This is a genomic window from Pseudoalteromonas sp. OOF1S-7 (genome assembly GCF_022347765.1).
Classification (GTDB): domain Bacteria; phylum Pseudomonadota; class Gammaproteobacteria; order Enterobacterales; family Alteromonadaceae; genus Pseudoalteromonas.
The window spans coordinates 39,072-53,234 of the sequence record NZ_JAKRFZ010000020.1 but is presented as its reverse complement, the minus strand read 5'-3'; the positions used below and the strand labels follow the sequence as shown (position 1 = coordinate 53,234).

Genomic DNA, 14,163 nt, shown 5'->3' with positions numbered 1-14,163 from the left:
TTTGTTGTACTTAAAATTTGACATATTTTTACACCGAATTATCTTGTGAAACAAAGCTGATGTAGTGACGTTTTACTTAATCATTAGCAAATTCTAATCTAAGCGAATTAGTAGCCTATTGCTCTGCTATCATAGCCCATGAGTAAATGGTACTTTAACCGAGCCAGCTATTCATTTTCTAAACCTAAACAGATGCTATTATCGCACGGATATTTGAAAAATAGAGATAGAAAACTACTCGGTATAGTGATATGTGGCCGTCGAAAGTAGCTTAGTACACAACCACGCTTACTTTTGCTCGAATCATGATTTTTGAAACATATATTTTATGTCTGGGTTGACGCTGGTCATACATTGCGAGTTATTATGGAAAAGTTACAGGTTTTTTGAAACCAATGTATCTGGCAGCTTAATCGAATTTTATTATCTCAACATGCTTATGGATTGAGTATGCAGTAGTGAGAAGTTATAGGGAGCTCTTGACAGACTATTCTGATGTTTTAAAAATATTGATGTGAAAGCTTGGACGGGCCTGCCCCGGGAATTTTAGCCTATCGACAAGGCTTAGCTCTTTGAAATAGCTCAACATCATTGGATTAAATGGAAGTGAATGACGACACATTGTTGCTTAACCTCAGAGCTAGAGCCGAACTTTTATCCAGAAACTACAGACCTAGAAACATTTATGTTCTGATGATATAGGTATGCGTAACCGTTATCTTTTGTAAAGCTAATAGCCGTTAACACCATCAGAGAATAAAGAAAAACCATTAATAGTATAGTAGACAACGATCAATGAAAATTTTAATCGGACGTTTTTTTAGGACTCTTTCATCTCAAGTCAATAAAGAAATTAAAGAGTCGATTTATAAAAATAAAGCTTTTTTAAATAGTCAGTGGAGCTTTTTAGAAAAGGGTGTTTTCCGATGGTCGACCTACTATAAAATGTATATTTTTCAAGCGTTGGTGTTGGCTGCCTTAGTAACTTGTAATCTCATTTTTTGGCAACCGTGGGTTAAACCCTATGTTATCCAACATGCTCCTTTCTGGAGGGAGCTTCTTGAATGGCAGGGGGTTTTTCTAGGAGGTCAATTAACTATTATAGGGGTCGTCTACCCGTTAGTTGTTGGTCTTATAAGTGTTCTTTTTCAGAATAAGTCAGCCAAAAAGGTAATTTTTCCTTTGTACCAAAAATACTCCGGGTTTATGTTTGCGGGCTTAAGTGGCCTTACATTGTCAGTATTTATTGTTTTTGGTTACTTCCTTAGATCGACAATAAGTGAGCATGCATATGTAGCTATCTGTCTTACCTCAGCGTTGTGGTTCTCGTCAAATTTACTATTGACCGCTTGGTTTTTTGTCAAAACATTCCGAATGCTGGATGAGTCTTCTCGTGAGGCGATCATTTTTCGGTATTCCCTTCATGAAGCATGTGAGCTTGATGTTCGCAACCGAATTAAAGGTGTACTTATAGAAAACTCTGTCTGCAACAAGCTGATAGATAACCCAGACGAAAATGTTATGGAAGTTCTTTCATATAGTTATTTTAACGATGGATATAAAGATATAACCCGAAAGGTGAAACGGGAAAGATCTTTAAAAGATGTCAGACTGTGGCTTCTGAACTCTGCTATTCGAGTTCAATTGAATATCTTGAAATTAAAAAAAATAAAGGGAGCGAAGTTAGTGGTGCAACCTATGCGAGGGAGTGTAACTGGCGACACCATGATATTAGCTCTATATGATGGCTTTAAAATTAATCCGTTAGTAAAAGCTCTAATAAAATTGTCTTTCTCCTTCGAAAAGGAATTTCCTAGAGTAGGTATCGGTTTATCATCTGTCCTAAATGCTGTTATTGGTCCCGCAAATGACGCCATTAGAGATGGTGATGCCAGAGAATTCTCGGACGCTCTTGAAAGCTTAGCTCTTTGGCACACCGAGCTTGCAGAAGCCCTTTCGTTTAAAAACGGAGAGGGAAACTTGGATAACTGGCTAGTATTACCAGCTAGTGGCTTCTTGAGTAGAAGTTACCTTGATGAACTTATGGGGGAGTATTACCGTCTAGCACAAGAGACTGTTGAGCGAATTCCAGATAATTCACGTTTTTATACAGACATGCTGTACTTTCATAAGCGCATATTTTCGAGTCGAGATGCTTTAATCGAACAAGAAATGAGATCGCTTATACAGGGCAGCTACTATATGTGGTATATGCTGGTCGAATGGCGTTCGTATAACTCTGAGTCGAGTGATTTAAGGATAGCTAGCAAGTACGAGGATATTCTCTATGATTTTGTTGGTGCCTGGGAAAGTTGGATAATGTACATCGAACCAATTTCAAGGCGAACTTGGGATTTCAATAAGTCATATCCAGCTTATATCACGCATTTGGAGTTTACAGCGTCAACGGCAATTTCTGCTCTTCGGTTCGGTAACTTTGAGGCTGCTGGTTGGGGCGTTGATATGCTTCTGAATTGGCTTGATAAGCTGTCGCATGATGAGCATTGGAATGCAGAGTTCGGTTGGCACTCCGTGCTGATTAATCATTATTTCCTGGCATTGGAACCGACTAGTGACATTTGGCAGTTAATCCTCAGAGGAGACGATTATGATTATAGTGCTGCGTCTGCTCTCTCTTTTAAAAATGCTCATGTCGATTTAAGAGTCATTACAGCTTGCTACATGCTCTTGAAACCAGGCAATGAGCAACCTGATCTTTTGGCTAAATATGTTAACGCTCTATTGTCAGGAGCACGTATCCACCCATCAAGCTCGGGAGTGCAGCGTCCCTATGTTATTTCCAATGCAGGTAATTTGTTGGGTGCATACATTCGACATCGTGATTATGGACAGCATACCTATGGAACTTGGATATCAACAATATTAGAGTCCTTTGGTCGCATTTACAAAGAAAGACGAGTTTCTGGGCGTATTTATACAGGGTGGGGAGCAAGTAGTCCACAAAGTATGAAAAGAGCCTATGTCGAGATTGCTATTTCCATGTCGAAATCAATATGGAAACTACCAAACGATTGGAACGAAGCCATATTCTCAGGGTATTTCAGACATATGGATCAGAAGGCACTCATATCAGATCTTAATGATTGGATAAAAATTGCCAATGAGGATTGCGATTATCTTCTGGTCGATCCTGATAGTTTAGAAACTTTAAAGGCCAACTTTATTGAATCAGTAGAAGGTATCATTACGAGCATTAGTAATGTTCAGAGTCAGCTTGTTGTGGATGCTGAGATAGACACTGAGAGGCTTGCGAGTTTTGGTGTAGCTAGCTCGGCCATCTTAAGTGATAAAAACGAGCCTGAGTTCCCTCTAGTGCTTTTTGAGCATATTGAACTGGGAGTTGATCTTGACGACAATTTTTCTTTTGATGTGAATATCTCGGACTATGCAAAAGAACGAGTTGCCCTAGGAATTGATACGAATCGGCCGATTAATGAAGAAACCTGGATGCTTGACTGTGTTTCAAATAACCTTAAAGAAAACATATTAATGTCGTTACTCGAATATCCAAAATTTGCATCATACTACTATACTGATAAAGATTGCCTCCTTTCAGATATTCAAAGAACTTCAAAGTCAATGGCGTGTCCGGTGCTGTTTGTCGGGGATCGAGAATTAAAAAGCATGTTACGAAAATCATCTTATGAGCTAGAAATCGCAGACAGACACAATATTAGCCGCCAAGATGGTTTTGACAATGAGTATATTTGCCATGTTGGCAATTGTGAGGTCTATTCATTAAACTATAGTGATGTTGGTTATAGCTTGCTTACTAGTAAAGAGCTATTTCACAAAGTATGCTTTCGTAAGATAGCTGATGACCAATATGTCGATGTGGATTTCAAACTGAATAACGGTAGTGATACTGTTGGTAAGTTGACCTTTAAATATTGGATGAAGGTTACTTTTACTGAGAATACACCATGCCTTAAATTTGAATTGGTAACAAAAGATGGTGAAAAAGTTTAGCATTGAATACTTTGATTAGACTAAGATGTAAATTATTCCATAAATAGCAATCCACTTTCTTATGCCGTCGTTAGTTACAAAAAACGCACTTGCCCTCTAAAGAACAAGTGCGCCATTTAGCAGCATATCAATCAAGTGGATCAATAACACTCTACCGCAACGGTATTCCAGGTATTTGGGCTACCATCGACGTACTTGTTACAAATGCCTTTGGCAAACAGGTTTTCCAGGTGGTAACCGAAGCTGGTGAAGTGCACCAGGTTGCCGAAGAAGGGAAACTGGCCATAGAATTGTAGTTCGGCGAGCATGTCGTCGAGGTTATAATTCGTTTGCTCTGCAATAAAGCTTTGGTCAATGGCTTGCAGGTTGATGATGGTTGGATCCGGGAAGCCAGGGACGACGACATGCAGGTATTCTTCATCGTATTTACCGTCGTAAAACTTCACTGGCTTCATCATTTCAGTTGGTGACAGCTGAGTCATGGCCAGTCTGAAGTCAGTGACTTCAAACACTTCGCGCGTCAGGTTACGGTTCACGTAGATTTTGCCAGGCAGGATGTCATGCAGTGCGCGCATAACGCCTTGCTCATCGTCCGTTACATGTTGCGCCAGCGCATAGTCTGGGAATCTGGCATTGGTAAAGCGCTCGTAAGACTCTTTGACCATACCCATAAAGAAGGCAACCGTTTGCTGGCGCGCGATGATGTGAGCCTGCTCTTCAGTAACTGTTCTGGACATCAACAACGCGGCTTTTTTACCCGCATAGAAGCTCACCAGATTCTGAGTGATTGAATACACCGCTGCATTTGATGAGTTTTTAGGGTTACCGCCCTGATGAATTCGGGTGCCGTCGGCGTAGTCAAAAATCGTACTCAGGTCAAAACGACCGTTTTCTTCATTTTCGCGGGCCTGGGTATTCCACTGGAACAAATCGTGCGAGGCGAGCCCCATCACACCAACATCAACAACACGGATGGGCTTTTTTGCAAAAGCCGGCAGTGAGCACAGCAAAAGCAGCAGGACAGAGAGTATTTTCATTTTGTAATGTTTCCTTTTATGCAAATGAGAATCATTATTGTATTGTTTTTTTCTGTGAGGATCAATCCAAGCGCTTGCGTAAATGCAAAGTTAACCGTGGTTTTAGTGTAAAGCTAATCTACCTCTTGTCTGGCTTCGGGGTTTTATCCTGTGATCATTAAAAAGCCTTAAAAACGTCATGCCAATACAATTAAAGTTTAATAAAAATAACGGTTTGTAGAAATCTGAGTGTCACTTTTTGTGACTAATGTGTGCTGCGAAATTTTTTACTCACAGGTAATGCCGTGCAGAGCTCAGGTGTAAAAAATTATTAACAACACAAAAATAACAATGAGATTTCGGAGACGTAAAATGAAAGCTAAGCACGCGCTGCTTTGTGCACTAATGCTGATGAGCACCCACAGTATGGCCGATTCGCTGAAAGTGATGGCATACAATATTATGCAACTTAACGTACAGGATTGGGATCAGGAGAACCGGGCTGAACGTTTGCCCTCGGTGCTGGCGTCTATGAGCGACCGCCCGGATGTGATCCTGATCAGTGAAGCCTTTAACAGCGATGCCGAGCAGGCGCTGGATGCGCTTTCGGCAATTTACCCTCATCAGACACCTAACGTTGGTCAGGACTGTAGTGGCAGCGGCTGGGACAAACTAACGGGCAACTGTTCGAACAGTCCTTTTGTGATCCGTGGTGGCGTGGTTATTTTGTCTAAATACCCAATCATCACACAAAAGGCTCATGTGTTTGAAAACAGCCTGAACGGCAGCTGGGACTATCTGTCAAACAAAGGGTTTGCTTACGTAGAAATTGAAAAAGACAATCAACGTTATCACCTGGTAGGCACGCACTTGCAGGCAACTCACGACGGCGACACCGCTCAGGAGCACCGTGTGCGCATGGGCCAGCTGAGTGAGATTCAGTCGTTTATTAGCACCGAAAATATTCCTGCCAGCGAGCCGGTTATTATTGGTGGCGATATGAACGTAGAATGGAGTAAGCAAGATGAAGTGGCCGATATGCTTGCAACATCACGCGCAGTGCTGAACTTCGAGACGCCGCAGATAGGCTCATTTCCGGCAAAATACAACTGGTTCACCAAAGCTAACGCCTACTACTTTGACTACAGCCTGGATTACAACGACACACTCGATTACGTTTTCTGGCACCGCGACCATAAACAGCCAAGCAACACACCCAGCATGAAAGTACGTTATCCCAAAGCACAGCAAAACTGGTACTGGAGCTACCTGCGCGGCAACTGGAACCTAAGCAGCGGCCGCTATTATCACAACGGCTACTACAACGAGCTATCTGATCACTACCCGGTACAGGTTAACTTTGAGTTTAGATAAGTGTCGCTCACTTGCTGAATGGGCCCCGTAGTCATCCCGGATGCTTGCGCGCCGGGATTGACTTAAATACCACGCAGTAGTGTCGTGGTATCGGTGAACCTAACAGATCCGGATGTCTTCCCGGACGCTTGCGAGCCGGGGTCTACTTAAATACAACGTAGCAGCGCCGTGATATTGACGTACCTAACAGACTCCACTGTCATCCCGGACGCTTGCGAGCCGGGAGCTACTTAAATACAACGTAGCTGCGCCGTGGTACTGATGAATCGAACAGGCCCACTGTCATCCCGGACGCTTGCGGTCGGGGTCCACCTAAATACAACGCATCAGTACCGTGATAATGATGAACCTAGCAGACCCCGCTATCACTTCTGGCGCGTCCGAGCCGGGATAAACCTAACCAGATCACTATTCCAAATGGTAAAGAGCACCTTTAATATTAAGTACTGTGTATTTATTCAGGTGTAAGTGAATACCGTCGGCTTCCATGTCAAATTTCTCGTTTTCTCCGCGCCTGAAGGTCTCGTATAAGTGAAGTTATGATTTAAGTTGAATAGATTCAAAAGGTTAGTAGATTTACATAACGAGACCCCAAGTCTCGCTATGAACAAGGCTCGGTTTCAACAAAGCCAATTTGGCTTGAGCAGTGGGAGACTTGGTGGTAGGTTATTTTTCTTATTATGAATAAATACTTTTAGTGGTGGGTTGGTGAGGCTCTGGGAGCGGGGTTTAACCGGTATTCACGCTAATACACTGTTAAGTGATTTTCAAATTAAGGAGTCAACATGTCAGATGTAGTGAAATACAAAGGATATTCTGGAGCAAAGCAAAACCCAGACGGTACTTGGGTTGTTGGTGGTGCATATTCAGGTGCTAAGCAAAATCCGAATGGTACTTGGGTTGTTGGTGGTGCATATTCAGGCGCTAAACAAAATCCGAATGGTACTTGGGTTGTTGGTGGTGCATATTCAGGTGCTAAACAAAATCCGAATGGTACTTGGGTCTGTGGTGGCGCATACTCAGGTGCTAAACAAAATCCAAATGGTACGTGGGTTGTTGGCGGAGAATACTCAGGAGCTAAACAAAACCCTAATGGTACATGGGTATGTGCATAAAGCACCTAACAAGTGCCTAAACCAAAGGACGCAAGCGTTAGGTGCTCGCATAGCTCATCATGAATATCGTAGAACTACTAAAATTAAGAGGCATGGATACGAGCAAAAAAATCAAGCTCGTTCGCCATCAAGATCAACGCTATGATCTTTATGAGTTGATGACTACAGGTCAACTTGAAACATATCAAGCATGCCAATCTAGACCAATTTTAGATTGTGAATACATGGTTTCATTTATTGGGTTGCCCTACAGTAAGGCAAGGTTGTATGGAGTCTACAAAGTAGGCAAGCGTTGTCGTATTCGGGAAATATGCCTTCCCAATAATTACACAATGCCTGAAGATCCAGATAGTTGGTTTTACCAACTTGAAAAAGTCAGTGGGTTTGAGGATTTAGAAGAAAGAGTAGTTATAGACTGGGGGCAATCTACAAGGTCTTGGCACCAATGGATTACGGAAAAAGAAGTTGTCGAAATTTTGCCCGCCGGCTATGCGAGGCCATTCCCTGGTTATCTCGATTTTGTTCTAAATTTTGATGAGCTAAGCCGTATTTTCAATCATCCAGAGGCAAACCGAGAATGGCAGTCTGCGTTGTCAAATGTAGCAGGCATATATTTAATATTGCAGCCTAGTACAGGGGCGCAATACGTTGGCTCCGCATGTGGCTCGCAAGGCATCTATGGCAGGTGGCAAAATTACGCAATAACTGGCCATTGCGGTAATAAGCTGTTAAAGCAAATCTGTGGCAACGGTAATGATATGCATCGTGAGTTCAGATTTTCAATATTGCGTACTTTGCCAAAGTCTCTTACACAGAAAGAAGTTGTCGAATATGAAAACTTCTATAAAAACAAGCTCGGCTCTCGGGCTTTTGGTTTAAATGAAAACTAAGCACCTAGCAAATTGCTGCACGCGGACACATACTGCTACGCTCGTTTTTGTGTTGTCGCTGCGCTCCATTTTACACAAAAACGCTCTCCGCAGTATGTGCCGGTGAGCAAGGTGTTATGTTGCATTGGGAAATTTGAGTAATGAAGATTGATTCAACTTTTTTTAGATCACACCTGATTGGCATTCTTATATGGGGTGTAATCGCTTCAATTATTGGTGGATATATTTATGATTTGTTACGTTATAAACCTAAATTATTAGTTGAATGTAATGAAAATGACCTTTGTCAAGGAACTCCAGTTATGTGTAAAGTAGCTCACGATGTCGACAAAAAAGGAAGAAGTCAAATAAGTAAAGACATCGAATGGTTGCACGGTCCGGATTCACCAGAAAATGTGGATAAAAAGCTAGAAACTTCCGCAATCAAATTTGGAGACTGGAAAAACCCAAATTGTGGGTGGTCAGGAAAAGGATAGCATGCACAGGTCGGTGGCTGTAGGGAAAATAACCCTACAGGTCAAGGGTGGCAACGTTGTGAAAAAGTTAAAGTTTTACATGAATGAAACACAACAAAACAACTCAAAGCGGAAAAAACTCATTGGGCCATCACTTCGCGATTATAGCTCAACAAGTTTTTCCGTTTAGTTGAGCTGCTGGGGGAACCCCTCATAATTCAGGCCTCCCTAGTTGATGTATCAAGCGCACGTATTCACGTATAGCCCAGTGTAACTGCTTCCTGATCATAACATGATCGCTTCGTCGCCTAACCTCTTTACCAAGCTTGACAGTCGACAGCGCAGCACGATCTCTGATTGTATTTGCCTGGAACTTTCGTTGCCAATTTGAGTGCTGAGCATACAGGCCGGTCCACCAGAGAGTAATCGTCGCTAGCAAGGTGAGTAATAGCAGTATATCGAGCCGGCTGGGGTATCGGCTTTTACTACGTCTCAGGCCCATACCGTATTGGAGGCTTTTCAGATCTCGAAAGCTTTCTTCGATTTGCATGCGTTTGGCGTAAAGTGAGACGACACGTTTGGGTTTGAACAATTCTGCGGGCAGGTTAGTGGCTAATAGCCAAGGCTCCTTACTGCCAGTCCGATAACTTTTTTGTGCGGTATGATGCCTGCCAGCCTTTGAAGAGCGCCTGTCAGTACGGCCTTGTTGTTTGGCTTTATATAAATGAAGATGGCAGCTAATTGGGCTTTTTCGCCCAAGCTTTACTTCTCCAATATAACGTCCACGAGGAGTTGCTGATGGATAAAGTGCCTGATTTAAATGCCAATCTTCGCTGTTATCATTCTGATAAGTGACTTTACCACGCACCCGCCCGAGCCAGAACCAACCTTTTTTATCGACCTGTCGAAACCAGGTATTTCGATAGCCGGCATCGGTCACGATGAGTGGAATACATTTATCAGGCAGGATACTGGCGAGTTCATCAAGGAACAATTGATGGGACTTAGGCGAATTGTATTGAGCAAAGGTGAAAGTGCGTTCATACACGATCATTCAGCGCCCTTGAATGCTGACGGAAGCACGCAACGTCATCAGCCGCAGTTGTTCTCGCACATCGGCCCAGTCGACCAGCAAGATAGGCATGGGATTAGCGCCACATATCAGGCGCGCATGGAAGCGGTAAATAGCAAGTCGATCGTTATGCATAGCGGTGTTGCCAAGCAGTCGGTTCATATGTTTATTGTTGTACTTGGCAGCGACAGGGCCTTTCGTATTTCGGCCCAGCTCTGTAAATGAGAGCTGCTTGCTATCGAGCAAAGTCTCAGTTGCTGGCATTAATGAATCCAGGCGCCGGGCATGAATTTGGGGGCAGTTTTTTCTGAGCATATCGTGTAGGATGGTGATATCACGCATGGTATTGTTATCTATTTGGTCTTTGGCGAAATAGATTAGATAAAACAATGCCGAGTGTGTCCATCATATTGATTTAAAATATAATTGCCAGGGGATCCCTCAGTGTAGGGCATTAGGTTTAATTTGAAGTTTGGAGTAATTGATGGCTAGAAAACCAAGATGGATCGAAGAGAATTTTGATAAAGGGTTTATAGAAATTAATTTAAGCTCTTGGAAATATTTCTCTGATTATATAAACCAAGAAATGTTGGATTATACAAGCTATGTTTATAGAGGGCACGGTAGCAGTGAATGGAAGCTTGAACCCACACTAGATCGTATTGTTAAAAGTCCAACTTCGTCAAAAAGAAAAAAACACCTTAAAAACTTTAAATATGAAACTCGAGGAAGACGAGGAGCAAACCCGCCAGACTTAAAAACTGATAATGACTGGTGGGCATTAGGACAACACCATGGTTTAGCAACACCTTTGTTAGATTGGACTGAGTCTCCTTTTGTAGCATTATACTTTGCTGCCTCTGTTGCTCATAAGGAGAACCATGAACTCTTTTCAGTTTTTTCATTGTCACAAGGGATTATCAATAAAAACAATCAATACATACGAGAAAATGACGTGAAGCTGGTTAACAATAAAAAGCCAACTGTAAAAATAGTTAGACCGTTATCAGATGAAAATAGTCGCTTAGTTAACCAAAGAGGTCTATTTACTAGAGGTCCTAACAACATTGATCTAGAAACGTGGATAAAGTCACACCCCGGACAAAAAAATGTGTTAGAGCTATTAAAAATAAATATACCATCAGAAGGTGTTCAAGATTGTTTGAGATATTTAAATAGGATGAACATCAATCACTCTACTTTGTTTCCAGATTTAACGGGTGCATCTGAATATTGTAATAAGCATTTGATAACAGCTAAATATTAAATCTAGCAAGGTGTTAAATAAGGAAAGGTACAGTTAGGTTTCGCTCCTTTGTTGCTTATTCTAGAAAGCTATATTTTCCCCATGCTAAGGCATTAGACCAAGAGTATTTTAGAGTTGAGTATGTCGATAGAAATAATCAGGGAATCAGCGTGGCCTGACATACTGGCACTACAAGCAGAGGTCTATCTGCTTGTTGAACCTGAAAGTGTTGACGTGTTAAAGGATAAATGGAATCGAACCCCCAATTGTTGTTTTATCTATCGAGACAGGCAAGAGCTAAAGGGTTATTTATTAGCACACTCCTGGAATAAAGAGCAGCCCCCGAAGCTGTTTAACGCCTTACCTGCAGATACTGAAGGGGACATCTTGTTTCTTCATGACTTGGCAGTTTCCAGCTCCTCATTTGGTCAAGGCATCGGCTCAATGCTGATGAAGCATCTGATTGAGGCTGCAACTGGTTCGGGTTTCAGAGAAATAAGATTGGTTTCAGTCCAGAATTCAAGTTTGTTTTGGCAAAGGCAAGGTTTTAAACCGTTGTCAGAAAGCGTGTGCAAAAGTTATGGTACTGATGCGCAATTGATGTGGCGAAAACTCTAAACCTAACAAGCAATTATGGCATTGAGGAAAAATATATAGCTGGTGCTCATTTTTGTTAATTTTGTCCTGTTATTTTCCGCTGTTTGTATTCGGCGTTATATGTATTTAAAAAAGGAGTTATTCCATGTCCTGCTCAGAGGCTAATTGCCTGTGTGGTGCCGTGAAAATTACGGCACAAAACATTAATCCTAAGTTTACGGTTTGCCACTGTCAGTCTTGTCGAACCTGGGGTGGTGCGCCTTTCTTTGCTTTGAAATGTGGTACTGACGTGACACTGGAGGGGGAAGATAAGGTCAAAATGTACGAGTCGTCTTCCTGGGCTTCACGTGGTTTCTGTATTGAGTGTGGTACACACCTATTTTTTAAGTTCAAAGAAACAGGTGAGTACAATATGCCGGTGGGTTTATTTCCAAATCTGGCCGGGTTGGAGATGGATATGCAGTATTTTAGTGATATGCGCCCGCCCTACTATTGTTTTGCCAACGAGACAAAGGAAATGACCACAGAAGAGATCATGGCTTACTTTGCACATAAGGTGTGACCAAACTTAAAGCACATTGTGTAGAATGTCGCGATTACCCATGATCTTATTATTTGCTTAGGTTAATCGGTTTGTGCAGGTCAACCCCAACACGCTGACAATATATGAAGTAGGATAATAATGAAGTTTGATATTAAAGCATCCCATGGCAAAGCTGGTGAATTTTATTTCTCATACTGGATTTGTAATTTCTTTGGATGGCCCTGTAGACTTTTGGACATTGATGTAGGAATTGATGCTCAAATTGAACTCTTTGACGAAAAAAATCATTCACTGGGGATGTTTATCGGTGCTCAGGTGAAAACCAGCCAGGGTAATGAGCCCAATGTTCAGGTTAAACTTAATAACCTTGAGTATTGGGCTTCGATTGAAGATCCTGTCATTCTGGTGTCAATTACTTTAGATGAAGAACCCAAAATATATTGGAAGTTAATCAACGACGGAAGTATTTCTGGTTATATTGATAAAGCAAAGTCTAACGCGAGTGGGAAAGTACAAATTTCCTTTTCACCTGACAATGAGATTGATGTCACTGACAAAGCCAAGTTTAAGAGTCTGATATACATGAAGCAAGCTTCAGTGCTAGATGCAATGTGTATCAACTTTAATATCGAGTGTGACACGTTAAGTAGCAAGTTTCTTGTCGATGGTGAGATTGAAGCAGATCCTGTATCTCTGCAAATAGATCTTTGTGATTTAGAAGATTACATCTCACGCTTTGACAGCTTCTTTGGTAAATTCGATGCTATTGAATATGCATATGGAACGGAAGTTAAAAACCTTTCAACTCAATATGCTAACACTAAATATAAATTTAATGTTGTGAAAATGTATATATCTTGTTTTATCGGTGTCGTTAAAGATATTGATGTCGATTATGGTTTTGAGATCCGAAAGCAATGGATGGTCTCAGGTACAAACCGGACCTTATACAGTATATTTGAAGAAAAATACCCCGAATATTGAATTGATTGATAAGAGACCATATTTGAATTCAACAAAAACAGTTCTGACCTGGTGAGTATCACCAGGTAGGTTTAGCGTCACTTTGACTCGGCCATTATCACCTTTAACAGTCACAATTTCTCGCAGCAAAGCGCTTATAAGCTGCAAGATTACTGGTTTTGACCGAGCGGGCTTGATTGCACCGCAACAGTATATGCCAAGCTTGCCGGTTGTAGCGCATTAAACGATTGTGCCGGAAAAGTGTTTCAATTGAACGGACTGAAAGTAATGAGCGGTTAGCAAACTTGTGTCTCGCCAATGTTAATACTTTGATTTATTTACGTATTCATATAAGCTAAAGCACGTTTTCATACTGTTTGGCTTTTGCTCCTTTAGTGGTTAGTTTTAGCCAAACATTTCACGCCTTATAAGGCATTATATGTTTAAGGAGTAACTGCTAATGGCAAAGGTTTTTATTGTTTCCGGCGCCCTGATATTTGGAGTTTTAGGCACGATTCATTTGTTGTTCACGTTCTTCACCAACAGGTTCGATACGGTTGATCCCTCTGTTAAAGAATCGATGAAAAGCACATCACCACTACTTACGAGACAAACCACGATATGGAATGCGTGGGTCGGGTTCAATGCGAGCCACAGCCTGGGAGCGATGATATTCGCAGGAATTTATATTCCCCTTACTGTTTTTCATTTTGAGGTGATCCAACACTCAATCTGGTTTTTGTATCTACCTGTAGTTGTGGGGTTGTCCTATTTAATACTTGCTAAAAAGTATTGGTTTAAAACGCCCTTTAATGGAGTGCTCATTGCAACAATTTTGTTTGTTGCAGGGGTAATATCTGTAAATATATAGCAAATGCATGCGACGGGCGCGGCAGAGCTG

The 14,163-nt window shown here is 41.6% G+C and carries 11 protein-coding genes and 1 pseudogene; 10 read left to right on the top strand and 2 right to left on the bottom strand.

Features of this window, described 5'->3' with window-relative positions; translation table 11 throughout:
- Positions 1-795 precede the first annotated feature (795 nt).
- Positions 796-3,990 carry a hypothetical protein gene (locus tag MHN33_RS20815; RefSeq protein ID WP_239401001.1) on the top strand — a complete coding sequence of 1,065 codons (3,195 nt, stop codon included), beginning with the start codon at positions 796-798 and terminating at the stop codon, positions 3,988-3,990.
- A 140-nt stretch (positions 3,991-4,130) separates the two neighbouring features.
- Here the strand turns inward: MHN33_RS20815 and MHN33_RS20810 are convergent, their stop codons facing one another.
- Positions 4,131-5,027, bottom strand: coding sequence for a hypothetical protein (locus MHN33_RS20810; protein WP_239400999.1), 897 nt, complete (start codon positions 5,025-5,027; stop codon positions 4,131-4,133).
- A 351-nt stretch (positions 5,028-5,378) separates the two neighbouring features.
- Between MHN33_RS20810 and MHN33_RS20805 the strand changes: the two genes are divergently transcribed.
- The 4 genes from MHN33_RS20805 (at position 5,379) to MHN33_RS20790 (ending at position 8,861) form a co-directional block, all read left to right on the top strand.
- Positions 5,379-6,380 (top strand): sphingomyelin phosphodiesterase, encoded by a 1,002-nt coding sequence (locus MHN33_RS20805; RefSeq protein ID WP_239400997.1) that lies wholly within the window; start codon positions 5,379-5,381, stop codon positions 6,378-6,380.
- Between the two features lie 785 nt (positions 6,381-7,165).
- Positions 7,166-7,495: a hypothetical protein gene (locus MHN33_RS20800; protein ID WP_239400995.1), complete on the top strand. Its 330-nt coding sequence runs from the start codon at positions 7,166-7,168 to the stop codon at positions 7,493-7,495.
- A gap of 59 nt (positions 7,496-7,554) precedes the next feature.
- Positions 7,555-8,385, top strand: coding sequence for a GIY-YIG nuclease family protein (locus tag MHN33_RS20795; protein ID WP_239400993.1), 831 nt, complete (start codon positions 7,555-7,557; stop codon positions 8,383-8,385).
- Positions 8,386-8,525: 140 nt separating this feature from the next.
- Positions 8,526-8,861, top strand: coding sequence for a hypothetical protein (locus MHN33_RS20790; protein WP_239400991.1), 336 nt, complete (start codon positions 8,526-8,528; stop codon positions 8,859-8,861).
- 190 nt (positions 8,862-9,051) lie between these two features.
- Here MHN33_RS20790 and MHN33_RS20785 read toward each other — a convergent pair.
- Positions 9,052-10,254, bottom strand: a pseudogene (locus MHN33_RS20785) (IS4 family transposase).
- Between the two features lie 142 nt (positions 10,255-10,396).
- Between MHN33_RS20785 and MHN33_RS20780 the strand changes: the two are divergent.
- From MHN33_RS20780 to MHN33_RS20760, 5 genes are all read left to right on the top strand, one after another.
- A complete protein-coding gene (locus MHN33_RS20780) occupies positions 10,397-11,179 on the top strand; it encodes an FRG domain-containing protein (protein WP_239400989.1) in 783 nt (260 codons plus the stop codon).
- 120 nt (positions 11,180-11,299) lie between these two features.
- Positions 11,300-11,776 (top strand): GNAT family N-acetyltransferase, encoded by a 477-nt coding sequence (locus MHN33_RS20775; RefSeq protein WP_239400987.1) that lies wholly within the window; start codon positions 11,300-11,302, stop codon positions 11,774-11,776.
- Positions 11,777-11,900: 124 nt separating this feature from the next.
- On the top strand, positions 11,901-12,317 hold the full coding sequence (locus MHN33_RS20770) for a GFA family protein (RefSeq protein ID WP_239400985.1): 417 nt from the start codon (positions 11,901-11,903) through the stop codon (positions 12,315-12,317).
- A gap of 120 nt (positions 12,318-12,437) precedes the next feature.
- Positions 12,438-13,283 (top strand): DUF4365 domain-containing protein, encoded by an 846-nt coding sequence (locus MHN33_RS20765; RefSeq protein ID WP_239400983.1) that lies wholly within the window; start codon positions 12,438-12,440, stop codon positions 13,281-13,283.
- Positions 13,284-13,722: 439 nt separating this feature from the next.
- Positions 13,723-14,133, top strand: coding sequence for a hypothetical protein (locus tag MHN33_RS20760; RefSeq protein ID WP_239400981.1), 411 nt, complete (start codon positions 13,723-13,725; stop codon positions 14,131-14,133).
- The last annotated feature ends 30 nt before the right edge of the window (positions 14,134-14,163 follow it).